This window comes from Treponema sp. Marseille-Q4523 (assembly GCF_016901105.1).
Classification (GTDB): domain Bacteria; phylum Spirochaetota; class Spirochaetia; order Treponematales; family Treponemataceae; genus Treponema_D.
On the sequence record NZ_JAFEVM010000011.1, the window covers coordinates 18,988 to 38,856 of the forward strand.

The 19,869-nt window shown below is 48.6% G+C and carries 16 protein-coding genes and 1 pseudogene; 3 read left to right on the plus strand and 14 right to left on the minus strand.

Translation table 11 applies throughout. From position 1 onward, the window contains the following. Window positions 1-49: 49 nt before the first annotated feature. From aat to JSQ97_RS04965, 3 genes are all read right to left on the minus strand, one after another. On the minus strand, window positions 50-835 hold the full coding sequence (aat, locus tag JSQ97_RS04955; protein ID WP_205075039.1) for a leucyl/phenylalanyl-tRNA--protein transferase: 786 nt from the start codon (window positions 833-835) through the stop codon (window positions 50-52). Further along, window positions 822-3,221 carry an AAA family ATPase gene (locus JSQ97_RS04960; RefSeq protein WP_205075040.1) on the minus strand — a complete coding sequence of 800 codons (2,400 nt, stop codon included), beginning with the start codon at window positions 3,219-3,221 and terminating at the stop codon, window positions 822-824. The genes aat and JSQ97_RS04960 overlap by 14 nt, the downstream gene beginning before the upstream one ends. Before the next feature lie 131 nt (window positions 3,222-3,352). Next, entirely contained in the window at window positions 3,353-3,673 is a 321-nt protein-coding gene (locus tag JSQ97_RS04965) for an ATP-dependent Clp protease adaptor ClpS (RefSeq protein WP_021330363.1), read from the minus strand. 178 nt (window positions 3,674-3,851) lie between these two features. On the opposite strand from JSQ97_RS04965, the gene JSQ97_RS04970 reads away from it, so the two are divergent. Next, the gene (locus tag JSQ97_RS04970) at window positions 3,852-4,625 is read left to right on the plus strand and encodes a rhomboid family intramembrane serine protease (RefSeq protein WP_205075041.1); all 774 of its coding nucleotides are present in this window, start codon (window positions 3,852-3,854) and stop codon (window positions 4,623-4,625) included. A gap of 127 nt (window positions 4,626-4,752) precedes the next feature. Here JSQ97_RS04970 and JSQ97_RS04975 read toward each other — a convergent pair whose 3' ends face one another. From JSQ97_RS04975 to JSQ97_RS04995, 5 genes are all read right to left on the minus strand, one after another. Further along, complete coding sequence (locus JSQ97_RS04975; RefSeq protein WP_205075042.1) at window positions 4,753-5,778, minus strand: carbohydrate kinase family protein; 1,026 nt, start codon at window positions 5,776-5,778, stop codon at window positions 4,753-4,755. Window positions 5,779-5,789: 11 nt separating this feature from the next. Beyond that, complete coding sequence (locus tag JSQ97_RS04980; RefSeq protein ID WP_205075043.1) at window positions 5,790-6,674, minus strand: class II fructose-bisphosphate aldolase; 885 nt, start codon at window positions 6,672-6,674, stop codon at window positions 5,790-5,792. A gap of 28 nt (window positions 6,675-6,702) precedes the next feature. Next, entirely contained in the window at window positions 6,703-7,689 is a 987-nt protein-coding gene (locus tag JSQ97_RS04985; protein ID WP_205075044.1) for an ABC transporter permease, read from the minus strand. Between the two features lie 17 nt (window positions 7,690-7,706). Next, window positions 7,707-9,167 carry a sugar ABC transporter ATP-binding protein gene (locus JSQ97_RS04990; protein WP_239446945.1) on the minus strand — a complete coding sequence of 487 codons (1,461 nt, stop codon included), beginning with the start codon at window positions 9,165-9,167 and terminating at the stop codon, window positions 7,707-7,709. A 322-nt stretch (window positions 9,168-9,489) separates the two neighbouring features. Further along, the gene (locus JSQ97_RS04995) at window positions 9,490-10,443 is read right to left on the minus strand and encodes a sugar ABC transporter substrate-binding protein (protein WP_187385344.1); all 954 of its coding nucleotides are present in this window, start codon (window positions 10,441-10,443) and stop codon (window positions 9,490-9,492) included. 594 nt (window positions 10,444-11,037) lie between these two features. On the opposite strand from JSQ97_RS04995, the gene JSQ97_RS05000 reads away from it, so the two are divergent. Continuing rightward, window positions 11,038-11,337 carry a hypothetical protein gene (locus JSQ97_RS05000; RefSeq protein WP_205075045.1) on the plus strand — a complete coding sequence of 100 codons (300 nt, stop codon included), beginning with the start codon at window positions 11,038-11,040 and terminating at the stop codon, window positions 11,335-11,337. Window positions 11,338-11,349: 12 nt separating this feature from the next. Here JSQ97_RS05000 and JSQ97_RS05005 read toward each other — a convergent pair whose 3' ends face one another. The 6 genes from JSQ97_RS05005 to JSQ97_RS05030 form a co-directional block, all read right to left on the minus strand. Then, window positions 11,350-12,597: an MFS transporter gene (locus JSQ97_RS05005; protein WP_205075046.1), complete on the minus strand. Its 1,248-nt coding sequence runs from the start codon at window positions 12,595-12,597 to the stop codon at window positions 11,350-11,352. A gap of 4 nt (window positions 12,598-12,601) precedes the next feature. Further along, window positions 12,602-13,141, minus strand: coding sequence for an NUDIX hydrolase (locus JSQ97_RS05010; protein ID WP_021495667.1), 540 nt, complete (start codon window positions 13,139-13,141; stop codon window positions 12,602-12,604). Between the two features lie 70 nt (window positions 13,142-13,211). Further along, entirely contained in the window at window positions 13,212-13,472 is a 261-nt protein-coding gene (locus JSQ97_RS05015; protein ID WP_205075047.1) for a hypothetical protein, read from the minus strand. A 5-nt stretch (window positions 13,473-13,477) separates the two neighbouring features. Next, a complete protein-coding gene (locus JSQ97_RS05020; protein WP_205075048.1) occupies window positions 13,478-14,383 on the minus strand; it encodes an ABC transporter substrate-binding protein in 906 nt (301 codons plus the stop codon). Between the two features lie 257 nt (window positions 14,384-14,640). After that, window positions 14,641-15,765, minus strand: coding sequence for an ABC transporter ATP-binding protein (locus JSQ97_RS05025; RefSeq protein ID WP_205075049.1), 1,125 nt, complete (start codon window positions 15,763-15,765; stop codon window positions 14,641-14,643). A gap of 15 nt (window positions 15,766-15,780) precedes the next feature. Beyond that, complete coding sequence (locus JSQ97_RS05030; RefSeq protein ID WP_205075050.1) at window positions 15,781-17,634, minus strand: ABC transporter permease; 1,854 nt, start codon at window positions 17,632-17,634, stop codon at window positions 15,781-15,783. Window positions 17,635-18,136: 502 nt separating this feature from the next. On the opposite strand from JSQ97_RS05030, the pseudogene JSQ97_RS05035 reads away from it, so the two are divergent. Next, window positions 18,137-19,681: pseudogene (locus tag JSQ97_RS05035) on the plus strand (methyl-accepting chemotaxis protein); the annotation flags it as partial. Window positions 19,682-19,869 lie beyond the last annotated feature (188 nt).

The window sequence follows — 19,869 nt, forward strand, 5'->3', positions numbered from 1 at the left end:
ACAGGAGCGCACGCGTACATTAAGCGTGAAGTTTTCAGCGCGGTCTCACTCAGCGATTCGAAGCGCTTTCCGCATGAAGCCGGGATGTACGTACGGTTTCCGCGGCTATTTCGCCGAAAACCGTGTGCAAGTCGTCTGAAAGTTTTTGCGGCAAGAGTTCGCTTTCCATGCGCAAAAACGCCGCTCGGCTTATGTTGCGGCCGCCGTATCGCGCGATGTTTTCCGTATATACTTGCGAATCGATCAAAACGCCGCCGCATCTTTCAAACGCTTTTGCAAATAGCATAAACGCGCTTTTGCCCGCGTTCGATTCAAGCGTAAACATCGACTCGCCGCAAAATACTTTTCCGATGAGCACTCCGTAAAGTCCGCCCGCAAGTTCGTTTCCGTGCCACGCTTCGACCGAATGTGCAATGCCGCGTTCGTGCAGCGCGCAGTAGATATCGATCATGCGATTTCCTATCCACGTGCCGTCCTGACCGGCGCGATGTACGTGCGCACAATTTTCGATCACGCGGGAAAAGGCGGCATCGATGGTATACGTATACGGGCTGTGTTTTAAAAATTTTACGGCGCTGCGGGGAAAGCGGATTTCGTTTACGAAAAGCACGAAGCGCGGATCGGGACTCCACCACAAAACGGGATCGCCCGAATCTTCGTCGTACCACGGGAAAATCCCCTGCAGATATGCCGAAAACACAAGCTCGGGTGTCAGGGTTTCCGTATAGCCGAGCAAACCGTTGCGTCCTGCGTCGCGTACGAAAAAATGCGTGTATTCAAAATCGCTTCCGAAACGTTCGGCACCGAGCTTTTTCTGCCAATCAATGCTTTCCATAATCGAAGGTCAATGTTTCCGTGCCGTCGCTTCCGGACGATACGTCGACGTGCACTTCGCCGCCTGCGGAAAGTTTTCCGAAGAGCACTTCATCGGTAAGCGGTGATGCGATTTCTTCTTCGACGGTGCGCGCCATATTTCTCGCTCCGAATTCGCGCGAATAGCCTTTTTCCGAAAGGTAGGCGATCGCGTGCGCGGTCGTTTCCAGCTTGACTTTTTTTTGCGTGAGGCGGGCGGCGAGTTTTGCGACTTCTTTTTTCGCGATGTCGTCGACGATCTCCTTTCCCAAATGAGAAAATGCGATAACCCCGTCGAGCCTGTTGCGGAATTCCGGCGAAAAAGTTTTTTCGACCGCTTCGCTGAGAGCGTCTCCCTCGTCCGAAGCGTTTTCGGCGCCGAATCCGACTTTGCTTTTTTCCATTTCGCGCGCGCCGGCATTGCTCGTCATGATGATGATGCAGTTTCGGAAATCGGCTTTGCGTCCCTGATTGTCGGTGAGAAATCCGTAGTCCATAACTTGAAGCAGCACATTGTAAATTTTCGGATGCGCCTTTTCGATTTCATCGAAGAGCACGATCGAATGCGGATTTTTGCGCACGTCTTCGGTAAGCTGACCGCCCTCTTCATAGCCGACGTAACCGGGTGCCGAACCGATGAGACGACTCACCGTATACTCTTCCTGATATTCGCTCATATCGTAACGCAAGAGCGTTTCGCCGAGCGTACGGGAAAGCGATCGGGCGAGTTCCGTTTTACCGACGCCCGTCGGTCCGACGAACAAAAAACTCGCTTCCGGCCGTTCGGGATCGTTGAATCCCGCGCGCGCCCTTTTTACCGCCTTCGTTACCGCAGCGACCGCTTCATCCTGTCCGAAGATTTCCGAGCGCATCGTGTCGGCGAGGTCGCGGAGCTTTTCTTTTTCTCCGCTCGTCACCGATTCAAGCGGTACGCGCGCCATCTTCGCCGTCACCGCTTTAATAACGGAAGTCGATACGACTGGCTTTTTCGAAAGCGCGTTCGTATGCGAAACTTCCTGCGTATATGCAGCATCGCTTTCGGGCGCGGGTGCTTTGCGCATGCGGGCGGATCCGCCCTTCGCTTTGATCTTCAGGTATGAACCCGCTTCGTCGATGATGTCGATGGCTTTATCGGGAAGCCGTCTGTCCGGCAAATACTGCACCGACAAGTCGACCGCAAGTTTCAGTGCCGTATCGCTGTACGTAACTCCGTGGTAAGTTTCGTATTTATCGCGAAGCCCTTTTAAAATCGCCAGCGTGTCTTCCGGCGACGGTTCTTTGATATCGATCTTTTGGAAGCGGCGCGCGAGCGCCCTGTCTTTTTCGAAATTTTTCGCATACTCTTCGTGTGTCGTCGAACCGATGCAGCGGATCTTTCCCGACGACAGCACCGGTTTTAACAAATTCGCCGCATCCATCGTACTGTTGCCGCTCGTACCGGCGCCCATGATCATGTGGATCTCATCGATAAATAAAATCGCGTGCTTTTTTTTCATCAGTTCGTCGGTGATCTTTCTGAGACGGTCTTCAAAATCGCCGCGGAATTTCGTACCGGCAAGCAGCAAGCCCATATCGAGGCTGTAGATGGAAAAATCGTTGATCGCATCCGGCACGTCGTTTTGCGCGATCCTGAGCGCGAGCCCGTTTGCGATCGCCGTCTTTCCGACGCCCGCGTCTCCGACGTAAAGCGGATTGTTTTTCGTGCGGCGGCACAAGATCTGGATCGTGCGGTCGATTTCATCCGTCCGCCCGATGAGCGCATCGATTTTACCCTGTTTTGCCTCAGCCGTCAAATCGACGCAAAATTTTTCGAGCGCCGTCGGTTTTGTTCCGCGTGGATTTTCATGGCGCGCATCGTCTCCCGTCTGCATGCCGGGCATGAATTTTTGCTGCCCATCGCCGCCGTCCAAAAAAAATTGATTTTCATCCGTCAACTTTTGGGCGCCGATCGCTTCGATGAGACGGAGCTTGTCGACGCCGCCCATACGCAACGAATACGCACAATAATTGCGTTTTTCTTCCGTCATGCTGACGAGCACGTCGGTGATGTCGAGTATCTGCCTGTCGCTCGACGCACAGTGGAACACGGCGCGATTCATCACTTCCTGAAAGCCCTGCGTTTCAACGGGTTCGGCGATCTGCCCGTTTCCCTGCACTGCGGACACGGGTACGTTTTTTTTTATGTATTCGTTTACATAATCGCGAATAGTCGCCACATCCGCGCCGCACGATTCGAGCAGATCGCGTACCGAATCGAACGCGAGCGCAGAACTGAGCAGATGCTCCGGCGTAAAAAATTCGTGTCGTGCGTATTTCGCATCGGAAAACGAAACCGATAATATCTTTCGCAGCTGCGGACTTATTTCCATATTTTATTACTCCTGCTCACCGCAGTAGGCGGTACAATTCGGAGCCGAACAAAAATCGCACGCGAGTGCAATTCCCATCGATTATTATAAGGCAGCTATCGATTAATTTTTATTTCGATCAATCGATACGCCTACACTTCCTGCACTTCAACTTTCAGCGGAAAGCCCTCTTCTCGCGCACGGTGCACCGTTATCGAAGCCCGCGTCGCCGCTATATCGAAGGCGTACACGCCGACAATACCGGAACCCGTTTTGTGTACGGATTCCATGATGATGCACGCGTCGTGTTCCGATTTATGAAAAACGGACATAAGCACGTCGACGACAAAATCCTTCGTCGTATAGTCGTCGTTAAAAAAAACGACGCGACCGTTCGGCGGAATATCGTAATCGACGGCATCGACCGCTTCGATCGAAAACTCGCCGTTTCCGAACGTATCGCTGTCAGCCATGCTTATAATATACAGAATTTTTGCCGTTATTCCAATAGCTTTTGTCCAATATCTTTAGAAACTTTAAAAAATCAATACTGTGGAAACGGATATGTGCAAATCCGAAAATTTTCGCTTAATGGCCGCAAATACGCAAAAATCGCTTGAGGCGCGGCGTCCGTTTTATTATACTGTCGCCATGCAGGAACATATCGAAGTGAGTCGAAAAATCCGCGTAACCTACAACGCGCCCGTTACGCTCACCTTTGTCGTCATCTGTACGGTAATTATGCTGCTCGACAGTTACGTGTTCGACCGGCACCTTGCGCCGGCGCTTTTTATCATACCGGGCGGAAAGCACAGCAGCCATCCGTTCGATTGGAAAGCGCCGCTCGACTATTTCCGCCTCTTTTCGCACGTGTTCGGGCATGCCGATTGGCAGCACCTCATTTCGAATATGTCGCTCGTTATATTGCTCGGCCCGATCATCGAAAGCCGCTACGGTTCCCGCGTCCTCGCGCTCGTCATAACGATAACCGCGTTCGTCACCGGTGTCATCAACGCGTGCTTGATCACACATCCGGAAATGGGTGCAAGCGACGTCGTATTTATGATGATCATGCTCGCGTCATTTACGTCGTTTGCAAAAAACGAAATACCGCTGTCGTTTATCCTCGTGTTTATTTTATACATCGGCGGACAGTTTTTTAATTTCGACACGCTGCAACATAACGGTATTTCGGTCGCCGCTCACATAGCCGGTGGATTGTGCGGAAGCCTCTTCGCGTTTTTGCTCACGCCGCGAAAATTTCCCGCTCCCGCAGAAGGCGTAAAAGAGGTAAAGCAAAACGATACGGCGGCAAAGCAAAAGAGCGGCGACAACACGCAGACGAACGGTAAAAGCGATAGGCGGACCGAAACAAAAAAAGCGAAAAAAAACACGAAGAGCGCGAAAACCGCAAAGAACCGGTAAGCGAATTCGGCGTGCCGCACGGGGCGTTGCGGGGTGTCCCCGCAGAGGGGGCAGCGCGCAACGAAGTGCGCGCGAGGGGGAGACTTCCCCCTCTTAATAATTTTTTTTGCAAAAAGCCGGCAACGGCTTACAGTTTTTCAAATTCGACGGGGCCTTTGTACGCATCGTATAAGGCAAGCGCTTCGCCGTATGCGCGCATGCCGTCGGTACCGTTTATTTCGGAAAGCGAACACGTCGCGCAGGCGGTACCGAGCTTCATCGCATCGATGATCGATTGCCCGCGGTACGCCGCATATAAAACGCCGGAGCAATAGGCGTCACCGGCGCCCGTTTTGCCTTTGATCTTTTCGTGCGGAAACCGAAGGCTCGGCACTTCAAAGCATTCGCCCGTCGTTCGATCCATACCGAAGCTGCACGAAGCGGCATGGATGATGATCCATCGGGACACACCGTATTCGGCAATCTTTTCCAAAACGGGACGCATGGCATCTTTAATGATTTTTCCGTCCGATTCAAGCGGGATACCCGTCACTTCCTGCGCTTCAAGCTCGTTGATCGTGCAGTAGTCGGTATATTTGAGCGATGGACAAACGATATCTTTGACGTACGCGCCTTTTTTGGAAACGATATCGATGGAAGTTTTCATGCCGCACCGGCGCGCTTGCGCGAGGATCCGCGCCGCATGCGTGCCGTATTCGTCGTCGGGCGCATCAATACCCTTTGTAAGCAAAAGATATTCGAGCTGAAAGATATCGCCTTCAAGCGAATCCCAGTCGATATGCCGTTCGCCGTAAGTGTCGGATACGCCCGCATAATAGAAGAACGTGCGCTGATGCGTATCGTCCGCATCGATGACGATCGTCAGCGGCGTATGCCCTTCATCGCTTTTTACGATGCCGCTTTTGTCGATGTTCGGATATGCGTCGAGCGCTTTAATAATGCTGCGTCCCGCGCTGCCGCGGCCGAGAACCGTGCTCACCCGTACCGGAAGCGCCGCGTCGATTTTTGCCAAATCGATTATTAAATTGCCCGTACCGCCGACGTCCTCATGGATGTCGTGTACGCTTACGAGCCGGCCTTCATCGGGAAACATATCGACCGCATAATGCCGATCGAGGATGAGCGGCCCCGCAACGATGATACCCTTTTGCATAGTGCACCCGTTTATAAGGTATTGTTGAAAATACGTATCGCCTGCTTTACGTCTTCTTTCATCGCTTGTGTCGCAATACCGGGGATGTCATGAAAAAAGACGTGATCATCGGCTTTGATCCTATCCGTTTGCGCTTTGACCGCTTTTCCGCCGCTCATCGTCATATACGTATAATAATTGATCTTTCTGATGCCGTTGCGTATTGCAGTTTGGAATTCTTCTTTGCTCAAACCGGATCCGCCGTGCATGACAAAGGGCATATCGACCGCTTTTTTTATTGCGGTGATTCTGTCAAGATCGAGCACCGGCTTTGCAACATAAATACCGTGTGAAGTGCCGAACGCTATCGCGAGTGCATCGACGTTCGTTTTTTCTTTAAAATCTTTTGCGGTTTCGGGACGCGTATATACATCGTCTACGTCGGCAAACGAATCTTTCGTTTCGATTTTTGCAGGCCCCTCGACGCTCCCCGTAACGGATGTGAAAATATGACCGACTTCCGCTTCTACGGAAACGCCGACTGCATGAGATGCCCGTACGACTTCTGCAGTCGTTGCGACGTTTTCTTCGTAGGGACGGGCCGACGCGTCTATCATAACCGATGTAAAGCCGAGCCGGATCGCCTGCATGCAGCGTTCAAAACTGTCGCCGTGATCGAGATGTACGCATACGGGAACTTTTGTTTTTTTCGCAAAGTACAGCATGATCTCCGCAGCGTCTTCCATACTCAAAAACTGCGCATGAACGGGCGCATATTGCAAAACGACCGGCATATCCGTCTCTTCCGCCGCTCCGATAATCGCGGCAGCGGATTCCCAGTTCGGAACGTTGAAGGCGCCGATCGCAATTTTATCGCGTTCGGCGATTTTCATAACATCATGCAGCGATACAAGCATACAACCCCCATCATCTTAAAATTAATAATTAGCGTTTGTTTCTGTTGCGGATAAAGTCGAGGAACACGGCGAGCAAAATGACCAAACCCTTTACGACATACTGCCAAAACGAATTGACATTCATCAAATTCAAACCGTTGTTCAAAAATCCGATAATCAGCGCACCGATTATCGTACCGCCGATTTTACCGGAACCGCCGGCCATGGAAGTTCCGCCGACAACAACGGCCGCGATCGCATCCATTTCCGCCCCGTCGCCGGCCGTCGGCTGTCCGGAATACATACGGGATGCGAGCACAATACCCGCAATACCCGCCATTAAACCGGAATATGCGTACACCCAAAATTTTACGCGGGTTACGGAAATGCCGGAAAAAACGGCGGCTTGTACGTTTCCGCCTACCGCATAGATGTGCCGGCCGAGCTTTGCATTATTCATAAGCAATCCGGTTATGATAAGCACGACGATCATTATGATAACGGGAACGGGAAATATGCCGATATATCCCGCGCCGATAAACTGCCACGCCTTTGTCACAACGCGCACGGGCGAACCGCCGGTATACACATAAGCAAAACCGCGCGCGATATTCATCGTGGCGAGCGTGACGATAAACGGCGGGATCGTCGTATTTGAAATGACAAAACCGTTAAACATTCCGAATACGACACCGATAACGGTTCCGATGATAAGTGCAACGGGGATCGCCAATCCGTAGCGCGCGACACATGCAGCCGCGACGCAGCCCGAAAGCGCGATGATCGATCCGACGGACAGATCGATGCCGCCGAGGATGATGACCATCGTCATGCCGCACGCCAAATACATATTCGTTGAAATTTGACGAAGCACATTGAACATATTCTGCCGCGTCACAAAGGCGCGGGATGTGCTCGGATTCAGCGACAAAAACAAAAATAAAACGATGAATGCCGCGATAATCCCCATGTTCTCTTTGAAATATCGTACGAATCCCTGCTTCATCACCAGTTGCTTTGCCGTATCGTTATTCATTGTAATCCCCCAATCCCTTATTCTGCAGCAAACCGCATAATCGATTCCTGCGATACTTCAGCATGCGGCAAACACGCTTTTACTCTGCCGTTCGCCATGACATATACGCGGTCGCTCATATTGATGATTTCCGGCAGTTCCGAAGAAATCATGATGATCGATATGCCCTCTTTGACGAGCTCGTTCATTATGGCATAAATTTCCGCTTTCGCTCCGACATCGACGCCTCTCGTCGGCTCGTCGAGTATGAGGATCGACGGATTTACCGCAAGCCAGCGTCCGATCATTACCTTTTGCTGATTTCCGCCGGAAAGATTTCCGATCCGCTGTTCGAGCGACGGCGTCTTTGTTTTCATCATCGCCGTATATTTATCCGCAATGTCGATCTCCTTTTTTTTATTAAAAACAAATCCTTTAATAAATTCTTTTAATACTTCGATCGTCGCATTGTATTTTACACTTTGCACGTGATACAAGCCTTCGAGCTTTCTGTCTTCGGGAACAAAGGCCATACCGCTGTCAAGCGCGTCTACTGCAGAAGTAAAATGGACGTCTTTTCCGAACAGCGTTATTTTGCCGCCGTATTTTTTCTTCAAGCCGAATATAGCCTGCATCGCTTCGCTTCGCCCCGCACCGATAAGCCCTGCAAAACCGAGGATTTCGCCCTTTCGAAGCTCGAACGAAACGTCCTGTACCATATCGTTATCGCACAGATGTTCGACGCGCAAAACCGTTTCACCGGCGGCTTGAAAATCGCGCGTATAATACTGTTCCAGCGTCCGTCCAACCATCATCGCGATGAGTTCGTCGCGCGTTATTTTGTCAACGTCCGAAATTCCGGCGAAACAGCCGTCGCGGAGTACCGTGACCCTGTCGCAGATTTCCCACAACTCACTCATCTTATGAGAAATATAGATGATCCCGACACCGCGCTTTACGAGCGTCCGCATGATATCGAACAAAAATTCGACTTCTCTGTCGGATATGGAAGAAGTCGGTTCGTCCATAACGAGAATTTTAGAGTTATATGAAATCGCTTTTATTATTTCCACCATCTGCTGCTGCGCGATCGTTAAATTGACGATGAGCGTCTGCGCGGAAAAATTGGCATTGTATTGGCGCAGCAGTTTATCGGTTTCCGAATTCATCGCCGCTTTGTCGATGAATTTACCTTTCATCGGTTCTCTGCCGAGATAGATGTTTTCCGCGACGGTCATGTGCGGTACAAGCACGAGCTCTTGGTGGATAATCGCTACGCCGTTTTTTTGAGAATCGAACACGCTGCCGATATCGACTTTCTTACCGTCGATGTAAATCTCGCCTTCATCCGCTTTGATGATTCCTCCCAAAACTTTTATAAGCGTAGATTTACCGGCGCCGTTTTCGCCGATCAGCGCGTGCACTTCTCCCGCGCGTAATTCGAAATTGACATCATTCAACGCATAAACGCCAGGAAAGCGTTTATGGATGTTTTTCATTTGAAGCAATAAATTTTCATCCATAAGAAACGGGACCCGTTTGATCAGAGAGAACCTCTAAAAACCGAGCTTTTTGAAGCACTCTGACGTATAACTTTGAAAGCGACTGTCCGAAACAGTATCATACCGCACGCGATACGGCTGCTATAACCGTACCGCCGCCGCATTACCACGCAGTAACAAATGATTTTCAGACAGCTTCCTTGATTTTAGATGCACTGTTTAAAATTAAGTCAGTACAATACAAAGACTTGATTTTAAACTCGACGGGCTGTCGAAAAAGTAACCGACTTTTGAGGCAGCCCCCTTTGCGTTTATCCGATCACTGCCAGCCTGTCGTACCGTATTTCGCTACGTTGTCGCTTGTAATCAAGAATGTCGGAACGGGATAACGCGCGTCGACTTTTTCGCCGGCCATGATTTTATACATAAGTTCGACCGATTTTTTTGCGATGTTGACGGGAGACTGAGCACCCGATCCCTCGATCAGCGAACCTTTCGTCGCTATCTCTTTTTTTATGTCGGGAGAACCGTCGACACCGTAAATCAACGCTTTTTTAATGCCTGCTGCGTTTGCCGCCGCGAGAGCACCGAGCGCGGTAGGATCATTACCGCCGAAGATGGCGACGACTTCCGGATGCGCTTGCAGCAAATCTTCCGCAATACCCATTGAAACCTGCAAATTGCCCTTTGCATCCTGTTGACCGACGATTTTAAATCCGTGCCCTTTGATCGCGTCGAGGAAACCGTTTGTACGATCGACGACGGAATTCATCGTCGGAGAATCCAAAATGATGATATTACCGCCATTCGGACATTTTTTTACGAGATCGTCGCCGCACACTTTACCGGCATTGTAATTATCGGAACCGGTATATGTCGCAACATAGCTCATATCCGCAACTTCCGTATCGAAATTGACGATCGGAATACCGGCCGCTTTGAGCTGATCGAGCGCAGGGATGATCCCTTCGGCTTCTGCGGGATTTAAAAATATGCCGTCGATTTTTTGCGCGATGACATCTTCCACCTGCTGGATCTGACGGGTAACGTTATTCGCAGGGTCGACGGAGATAAGCTGATCGCCGCGAGCTTCGACCTCCTGCCGGATCGTCTTTTCAATGAGCACAAAAAACGGATTTGACTGATCCATACAGGTAAAGCCGAATTTGTAATGCTTCTTTCCGTCTGCAGAGCTTGAATCACCTGAACCCATCGCAAAAATACCTGCTGCCGCAAAAAATAAAATCATTATTGCACTTAGTGTTTTTTTCATGTGCGCCTCCTTTACCGCATTATACATCGGTTTTTTCAAAAGTCAAGAAATTTTCTTGCCGTCGAGCGTACGGGGCATTGCGGGGTGTCCCCGCAGAGGGGGAAGCGAACGGCCGTATGAACGGAGCAAGGGGAAAACGACAGTTTTACACTTGTGGAGCGAAAAGGACGGGAGCGAGGGGGAGACTTCCCCCCTTGAATCGTTTTCGATAAAACAGCACACATTTTTATGGAAACAAAGCTGTTATTCCGTTAAAAACTCTTCTATCGTATCTACAAGTTCGTTGAAATTGTTACGAAGACGATTCATCAACGCTTTTGTCCGTTTACCGTTGTAGGCTTGTACAGTGCCTGATTTCAGGAAAAGTTCATAAGGTTCAACTTCAAGTGCCGCCGCAAGCGAAGCAATCGTTTCGAATTTACCGACTTTTTTTTGATTTTCAATTTCACTTACATATGCGCTCGGTTATGTCGGCACGTTCGGCAAACCGCTACGGAAAAGAGCATATCGTTACGGAACGCAAATGTGTCCGGATGCAAGCGGTGCAAATGCATCCCTGTGGTACTGCCGCCGAAAATACGGTATAGTCGAACTATGATCATAACGCACACAAAACTGCTCCTGCTCTTCGTGCTCTTTATCGGAGCGGGCTCGGCGTTTACCGTAACCGGAGCCTATATGCTTTCGAAAAAATACCTCGCGTCCCTCGGCGACAAAAAGCGGCTCGGAAAAGCTGCCGGGAGCGCATCGTTCGCACTCGGCGTTCTCACGCTTACAACGGGCATCATGTTTTTTGTCGCACCCGATGCGGCGGCATACATCGTCGTCATCTATCTTGCGCTTTTATTCGTACTCGCATGCGGTGCGATGATCGCCGCAAAAGTAAAGAAATAAAATTATTAAATTTTATTTTACACGCTTTGTCAGCCGTACGAGCCGCTCGTGAGACGCGATCATGAGAACACAAAAGAGCAGCACGTATGCGGGCAAAAGCGAGATGCCGAATCTGTCGGCGATAAAACCGAAGAGCGGCGGCAGAGCGCAAGTGCCTATATACGCGCTTGCCATCTGTACACCGATAACCGCCTGCGATTTATTTGCCCCGAAATGATGCGGCGTTGCATGGATGAGGCTCGGAAAAACGGGCGCACAGCCGAGCCCTATAAGCGCGAAACCCGAAAGTGTAAACGTATTTCCGAACGGCACAAAGAGCAATATCACTCCGGCAAGGATAACGATTTCACCGAACCGCACCATCTGCGTATCGTTCAAATACATCGAAATAAAACCGCCGAGCGCGCGGCCGGCGGTGATACCGAGGTAGACGAGGCTCGCATAGCGCGCCGCGACATCCGCCGAAACGCCGTTATGCAAAACCGCATAGCTTGCAGCCCAAAGTCCGCTCGTCTGTTCCACCGCGGAATAACAGAAAAAAGAAAGCATCACCGTTTTTGCGCCGGGCAAATTAATAATTTCTTTAAGCGAAAGCGGACGGGTATCCTCCGAGTCGAATGCGGAAGGCTCCGTCGTCTTCGGCACGGATGGGCGTATATCGGATGCGGGAACTTGCACTGCTCCGGATATCCGTTCGGCTGCATCGTTTTTATCGTTTCGTTTCCAAAGCGGCAAACTGAAAACGAGAAGCGCCGTCAACACGATCTGCAGCACTGCGATCACGCGATAGCCCATATTCCACGTGTGCCCGTGCACAAGCGCAAAACCCATAACATAGGGACCGAGTGCGGCACCCACTCCCCACATACAGTGCAGCCAGCTCATGTGGCGGCTTTTGTAATGCAGCGCGACGTAATTGTTCAGCGACGCATCTACGCTGCCCGCACCGAGTCCGTACGGGAGCGCTAAAAAGACGAGCGCATAAAACGAGTGTGCGAGCGAAAAACCGAAAAGCGCAAACGCAGTCAGTGCAACGCTCGCGGCGGTCACCCATCCGGTTCCGAATCTTTTCGTCAATCGATCGCTCTGCAAACTCGAAACGACGGTTCCAAAAGCGATGATCATAGAAATGATGCCGGCGCAAGAAACATTTACTCCGAATTCGCGGTACATAACCGGCCATGCGGATCCGAGCAGCGCATCCGGCAAACCGAGACTGATAAAGGCGGTATAAATGATGGCGAGCAATAATTGAAACATAGTTTTACAATAGGCCTTTGAGGTGCGCAAACATGCAAGCGCAAATCGCTTTGCAATCGTTTATCTCTCCGTCGCCGATTTGTTTGAGCAGCGTATCGACCGGAAGCCATTCGACGTTGAGAAATTCGTCGTCATCCAACTCCTGCCGCGTTTTTTGAAGTCCCTGTGCATAAAAGATATAAAGCGTTTCCGTAATAATTCCCGGCGAAGGATACATCATGCCCAGATATTCCATAGAATCCGCAATACAGCCCGTTTCTTCCCGTAATTCGCGGCGCGCCGCATCGACAGGCTTTTCTCCGGGAATTTTATCGAGTTTACCGGCGGGAATTTCCGTCGTAAGGCGATCGATAGCGTATCGGTATTGCCGGACAAGTGCGACTTTACCGTCGTCGATCGCTAAAACCGCAACACCCCCCGGATGTTTCACCACTTCGCGCGTTCCCGTTTTCCCGTTAGGTAAACGAACCGAATCGACGCGAAAGGAATACGATGCGCTTTTGTACAACTCTTCAGAAGAAAGCTCTTTTTCGATAAGTTCCATAATTGAGTGCCTTTGTCATTTATAACCGGGAAAACAATTCTCCCGGTTATTCGGTAAAAATTATTATATATTACGGCTGAACGGAAATCCAGTAGTCGCTGACATCTTGAAAATGATCATAATAAAAATCGAAATCGAGCGGAAACTTCGGAATACTGTCGTAGCTCGGCATTTTTGCCGTGATTTTAGCATCCGGAAAGACGGGATATGAGCCGGCAGTGAGAAACGGCTGCAGTCCTTTTCCGTCATGATTTTTTTCACCGCAGATATAACGGATAAATAATTTCGCTGCATTCGGATGCTGCGCTTTATCGGCAACTTGAGCGATCATAAAACTTATGGCCGTCGTAGGAGTTTTAAATTTGTTCGGATTGCGCCAAGTCTAAAACCCTGGATATCGCGTTCGCGAAGTTTGGACGAAACGCCGTAACCGAGCGGTGCTTCTTTCATATTCGGAGCACCGCCGACATCTTTTACGATATTGCTGTTTGAAGTTTCAAGGATCGGATTATTTTTCGCAATCCGTTTAATCCAAGCATAACCCGCATTCGGTTCGTCGGACGCGAGAACAATTTTCTTTCCGAATACGCGCTGGTAATCGGCCGCCATCTCGTCTGCATGTTGTACCATGCATGCGAACAGTACCGGCAGATCGGGTTCTCCGCTCGGATCAAGTAAGACGAATTTTCCTTTCCATTCCGGCTTTGTTAAATCCCACCAAGAAGAGATCGGAAGATCCTTATAAATATCCGTATTATAACTCCACCAATCGAGTTCGATGACAAAAGGTGTTACGACCAAATATTCCTGTCTGACGCCTGAAAAAATATCGGTCGGTTGATAATTATGCAAAAGACCGGTATCGATATAATCCCGTTTAATGCTTCCCGTCTGTTCTTTCAGCTGGAGAACATCAGCCGTATAGATCCCTGCTTTATATTCGCGGGAAAATTTCTCGAGCATTTCGTTTATACCCAAATCGTAAAAGTTTACTTTTACGCCGGGATACTCGGCTTCAAATGCTTTTTTCACATTCTCAATGCGGCCGGTACACCCGTATACGTTGACTTCACCCTCTTTTTTCGCTTTTTCGTATAATTCAGCAACGGTTTCCGTTTTATCGAGTCCGACTTCCCGAGCCCAATTCGATGAAGCGCTTACCTGCTCTTTGCTTCCGAGAGCGAAAAATGCCGTCGACGAACAAAGCGCTACGGCAGCAAACATACCGATACATCTTTTCATATTAACCTCCCATAAAAACTTTTGCAGGATGTTTCAACATCCGAAAAAGTTTTTAGCCGTGCGCGAAAGCGCACACGTCAGATAGTCGAGTTTGCAAAATAACGTGTATCGTATCCATCGATTTTTATAGGAACGGTACGTATATCAGTTTTCTGCAAACGTCCGCGCAAACTCGAGATAAAAAGTGACGGCGATATTTTAGACGTCGCTTTTTATCATACCTCCATAAGTATTTAAACGGCTTGTCGGATACCTTTTCAATCTCCGACAACCCTCTTTATCAACCGGCCGCTGTCTTTTGCAAAGACGTTTACTTTTGCAGTATCAAAAGTAATCTGCACATCTTGATCCGTTTTATAATTTTTTATATCCAAATCTTTTACTAAAATATTCGTATCGTTTATTTTCAGATTTACGATGGTTTCCGAACCTGCCGGCTGAACGCTGTATACCGACGCGGTAATGCTGCCGGCTGCCGGTGCTGCAAGGATCTTGATTTTTTCCGGACGAATTCCTAAAAAACAATCGAACGTATCGGCATCCGGCACATCGTCAGTCAATAAATCGGGCGAGGCGACAAAAGTTCCGAGATCGGACGAAATGCGCAATGCATTATTTTCTTTTGTCACGTGTGCATGAATGATATTGATTTTAGGATTGCCGATAAAATCCGCAACCCTGAGAGAAATCGGGTTTTGATACAATTCCATAGGAGTCGCCACCTGTTCAAGTTCCCCGGAAAAGAAGATGGCGATACGGGTCGACATCGTAAGCGCTTCCACCTGATCGTGTGTAACGTATAAAATCGTTGTTCCTAAATCATGATGCAGCCGCTTTATTTCCGAACGCATATCGACCCGAAGCTTCGCATCGAGATTGGAAAGCGGTTCATCCAGAAGAAGCACTTTCGAATCGGATACGATTGCACGGGCAATCGCAACGCGTTGCTGCTGCCCGCCGGAAAGCTCGGATGGATACCGTTTCGCATATTCTTCGATTCGCATCCGTTTTAATGCGGCTTTAACCTTTTCGGCGATTTCCGGCGATGGCAGTTTTTTTACCGACAGACCGAATGCAACATTATTAAAAACATTCATGTGCGGCCACAATGCATACGATTGGAAAACCAAATCCATACCGCGTTTTCCCGGTTCTTCGTAAAACCGCTCCTGCGCATTTACGATCTGCTTTTCGTCAAGATAAATCGTCCCCGTTTCCGGCTTTTCCAAACCGGCGACAACACGAAGCGTTGTCGTTTTTCCGCAGCCGGACGGACCGAGAAGCGTCAAAAAATCACCGTCTTCGGCAACAAGATTAATATTTTTTAAGATATGCTGTTTTCCGTAATACTTATTGATATTCTTTAATTCTATTCTGCTCATACGATAACTCCGCAATCAAAAACTCGACGTTATATCCGCACCGAAAATTTTATTTGCCGCCCAATACGACAAAAATACGATTAAAAACATAAGTACCGCCGACGCATTCGCATGCTGCTCCATTCCTCCCGACATATAGTAATACGTAAGGTACGGCAGGGTTTGCGTTTTCGGCGAAACGAGCAAAACGATTAGATCAAGCTCTTTCATAACCGCTACGAATATTAAAAAAAAGCCGCTTATAAATCCGTTTTTGGAAAGCGGAAAAACGATTCTCATCATACGAGCGGCAAAGCCGGCTCCTTTTATTTTTCCGGCCTCTTCAAGCTCCGTCCTGATCTGCATCATATTTGCGGATCCCGCCCGACTCGAAAACGGTAAATTTTTAATAATCGTTACGATGACGAGCAGCGTAAACGTCCCGTACAGCGCGGGAAATACCGTCACTTTGTGCCCGAACAACATAACAGAGCGTTCGACCGAAAACACGGAGAGATACATTGCGCCGAACGCGATAGACGGAATAAGGTAGGGAATAAACGCCAGCTGCTCCGTAAGGCGTCCGCTCCGCGTATGCCGTCCGCGTGAAATCACATATCCGACAAGCTGTCCTAAAAACGTTGCAAGGATCGACGCAACGATAACCAATTTGAGAGAATTCCAAAGCACTGAATAAAATACGGGATTACGGAGAATTCCCGGCGTACCGTAATAAATATTCGGATCGGCCTTTCCAAACCAATAATGCAGCGTCAAATTCGAAAAACCGAAATTACCGAGCTTCAGCATAACGCTTTGAAACAACAAAATCATAATCGGAAGGATAACGCCGGCAATTAAAAACAACATAACGATAACGGTAACGGGTATTTTAGAGCGGTTTAGCGGAATCACGTTGCTTCGATTTCCCTTTCCTCCGATCGTCGCATAAGACTTGCGTTTGCCGATAATAACTTGATTGATATAAATGATGACTGCCGCAATCCCTATCAAAATCAATGAAATGCCGTACGCCGTTGCAGTTTGCTGCTGTTTAATCGCGGAATACAGCATCGTTGAAATCGTATAATAGCTGACTTTTAAACCGAGGTATGCCGGAACGGCAAAGGTTCCCATCGCCTTTGAAAAGATGAGGATAAACGACGACAAAAGAGACGGCATAACTAAAGGAAACGTAATTTTCTTTAGAATAAGGATTTTAGATGCGCCGAGCATTTGTCCCATTTCTTCGAGTTCGGAATTGATCGATTTTAACGAGGCGGCGATAAGCAAATACGCATATGCATAGTAGTGTACTGTCAAAACAAAGATAATCGGAACCGGCCCGTATGCAAGCCAATCCGGAGGAACGATGCCTAAGAAAGAAAAGAATCCGGGACTGCCTCCCAGATTTGGCGTTTTGAAAACGGAAATCCAGGCCATCGATTCGCACCATGAAGGGATCATATACGGAACGATAACGGCGAGCGAAAAAAAACGTTTAAAAGGCAAATCGCTTCTGACAAGAAGCCATGCAAGGATACCTCCGATGACGATACTAAAAAAAGAAACAAAACACGCGATTAAGAGCGAATGGCAGAGCGGCCGGTACAGCATATTTTTTGAAATAACGCTGTTTAACAGCCGTTTCCAATAGTATAAGGTCCAATCCCCTGCAGCGGATTTTTTTATACGGGATACGTCTTTCACATCGACTTGAAAAGACGTAAACACCATCTCCAAAAGCGGGACGACGACGAAAAACAGTAACACGATGATCGATGCGATGACAAGCAAATTATACGGATTCATAAACCAATCGCGAAAAATATTTTTTGCTCGTCGAAGGCGCGAATACGGTTCGTTTTTAAAACTTGCGGTATTTCTCATATACATTCCATATTCAGCATAAATCTCATTTACCGAAAAAAACAGATGTAAATGTTGCAAAAATATGTAATTTTGTTGCCTGAAATATTGCGAAAAAACGGAAACGCGACAGGAACCGACAACAACATTCAGCTATGTGTTGGACACATATATTTTTTATGTTATAATTATTTAATATAGGAGCATTGAAATGGACGATACGTCTTTTATCCCGCAGAAAAAAAATACTGACGTCAAAACGACGGCACGTCGAAAAACTTTGGGCTTTCAAATCGGCGGCATATTTTTTTGCGCAACACTGTTATTCGTCGGGATCATGCTTCCGATCACCGTCCGCATTATTAAGACAACATCGCAAAATGCCGTAAACATAACGGCAGGCAAACACATAGACAGCGCTTTGAATACGCTGCAAAGCTATCTTGAAACTTTATACGGACATCTTCGCGTTCAGGGCGATACATTTCGAGGAACGGAAAAAGTCGTTACGCAGGATGTCATCGACAATATTTCCCGCCAGCTCGGAACGGCAGTCACTCTGTTTTCACTCGAAAACGGTGAATTTAAAAGCATCCTTTCTACGGTAAAACTGAAAGACGGTAAGAGAGCGGTAGGAACTTATTTGGCAAGAGGCGAAGCATACGATACCGTAATGCAAAATAAAGCGTATAAGGGAAGCGCCGATATACTGGGCGAGCTGTTCCTCACCGAATACCGACCGGTGGTAGAAAACGGTGCCATACAGTATCTTTTATTTTGCGGCATAACGATAACCGAAGCGAAGGAAAGCGTTCGGACGAGTCTGAATAAAATCCTTATCACGATCATTACGCTGTCGGTTATCGGTTTGTTCATCATAACGGCAGCGAGTGCCGCCGTCGTAAAACGAGCGGTCGTTCGTCCTATTTCGGGAATGATCGGTATTTTACACGATGTAGGCGAAGGGGATTTAACCGCCCGCTTACCGTTGAGCGGAAACAGCGAAATCACCGATTTTTCAAAATACTTCAATCAGACGCTCGATAAAATGCACAGCGCATTGCAAGCGGTTCATACCAACGGCAATATAATGAACGATGTCGGCAACGAACTCGTTTCCAATATGACGGCAACCGCAAGCGCCGTACACCAAATCAGCGCGAATATCGACGGCGTAAAACAGCAGGCGCTCACGCAGGCTGCAAGCGTTACCCAAACCGCAGCTGCTATTGAAGAAATCGTACGTACGATAAAACAGCTCAACGCCAGTATCGAAACGCAAGCTGCAAGCGTCGCCGAATCCTCTTCCGCAGTGGAACAGATGGTTGCAAATATCGATTCGATCGGACAGACGCTCGGAAAAACGGATGACGTTATTAAAACACTTGCAAGTGCTACCGCAGACGGGAAAGATACGCTTGCAATGTCGAATACCGTTACGCAAAAAATTGCCGAAGAATCGGGAAGTCTTTTGGAAGCTTCGAGCGTTATCGAGCACATAGCAAGCCAGACAAACCTGCTCGCAATGAACGCTGCGATCGAAGCTGCGCACGCGGGAGAAGCAGGCAAGGGGTTCGCGGTTGTCGCGGACGAGATACGAAAACTTGCAGAAGATTCTGCAGCTCAAGGCAAAACCATAACGTCAACGCTTAAAACTCTGTCGGGTGAAATCGAAACGCTTTCCGCAGCTTCAAAAACGGTCGAAGAAAAATTCAATACGATTTTTACTCTGGCCGAACAGGTAAAAGCGATGAGCGATCGGCTCACGGATTCCATGCGGGAACAGGAAAACGGCAGTAAAGAAGTTTTAAACGCGATAAAAAGCATCAATACGGTGACAACGGAAGTGCAAGCGGGATCGGAAGAAATGCTGAAAGGCGGCGAAGGAGCCGCTTCGGAAATGCAAAAGCTCGGCAATCTTACCCGCATCATAACCGACAGCATGAACGAGATGGCCGCCGGTGCCGTACAGATCAATAATGCTGTACAGGATGTAAACACGATTACGCAAAAAAACAAATACAGTATTCAAAACTTAACGGAAGAAGTCGGAAAATTTAAAATTTAATAATTCGCGTATCTCTGCACGGTGAAGATACCATGCCCTGCAGCGCGGCATTGTAAAACGCCGCAGGCGATACTCCCGACGCAGACTGTCGATGCAGTCGGCTTTAATACCCTTTGTTACGACGCGGCATGTGGATAACCCTCCGCAGGAATAAAAAAAACCGTCCGGCATTTCGCTCTCGCGTTTGT

Bases quoted from the DNA above. Each gene is read 5' to 3' on its own strand.
- JSQ97_RS04985 (WP_205075044.1), bottom strand. From the start codon at position 7,689: ATGAATAACGATACGGCAAAGCAACTGGTGATGAAGCAGGGATTCGTA.
- JSQ97_RS05005 (WP_205075046.1), bottom strand. From the start codon at position 12,597: ATGTTTCAATTATTGCTCGCCATCATTTATACCGCCTTTATCAGTCTC.
- JSQ97_RS05020 (WP_205075048.1), bottom strand. From the start codon at position 14,383: ATGAAAAGATGTATCGGTATGTTTGCTGCCGTAGCGCTTTGTTCGTCG.
- JSQ97_RS04995 (WP_187385344.1), bottom strand. From the start codon at position 10,443: ATGAAAAAAACACTAAGTGCAATAATGATTTTATTTTTTGCGGCAGCA.
- JSQ97_RS04965 (WP_021330363.1), bottom strand. From the start codon at position 3,673: ATGGCTGACAGCGATACGTTCGGAAACGGCGAGTTTTCGATCGAAGCG.
- JSQ97_RS05000 (WP_205075045.1), top strand. From the start codon at position 11,038: ATGATCATAACGCACACAAAACTGCTCCTGCTCTTCGTGCTCTTTATC.
- JSQ97_RS05030 (WP_205075050.1), bottom strand. From the start codon at position 17,634: ATGAGAAATACCGCAAGTTTTAAAAACGAACCGTATTCGCGCCTTCGA.
- JSQ97_RS04960 (WP_205075040.1), bottom strand. From the start codon at position 3,221: ATGGAAATAAGTCCGCAGCTGCGAAAGATATTATCGGTTTCGTTTTCC.
- JSQ97_RS05010 (WP_021495667.1), bottom strand. From the start codon at position 13,141: ATGGAACTTATCGAAAAAGAGCTTTCTTCTGAAGAGTTGTACAAAAGC.
- JSQ97_RS04980 (WP_205075043.1), bottom strand. From the start codon at position 6,674: ATGCTTGTATCGCTGCATGATGTTATGAAAATCGCCGAACGCGATAAA.
- JSQ97_RS04990 (WP_239446945.1), bottom strand. From the start codon at position 9,167: ATGAAAAACATCCATAAACGCTTTCCTGGCGTTTATGCGTTGAATGAT.
- JSQ97_RS04970 (WP_205075041.1), top strand. From the start codon at position 3,852: ATGCAGGAACATATCGAAGTGAGTCGAAAAATCCGCGTAACCTACAAC.
- JSQ97_RS04975 (WP_205075042.1), bottom strand. From the start codon at position 5,778: ATGCAAAAGGGTATCATCGTTGCGGGGCCGCTCATCCTCGATCGGCAT.
- JSQ97_RS05025 (WP_205075049.1), bottom strand. From the start codon at position 15,765: ATGAGCAGAATAGAATTAAAGAATATCAATAAGTATTACGGAAAACAG.
- aat (WP_205075039.1), bottom strand. From the start codon at position 835: ATGGAAAGCATTGATTGGCAGAAAAAGCTCGGTGCCGAACGTTTCGGA.
- JSQ97_RS05015 (WP_205075047.1), bottom strand. From the start codon at position 13,472: ATGATCGCTCAAGTTGCCGATAAAGCGCAGCATCCGAATGCAGCGAAA.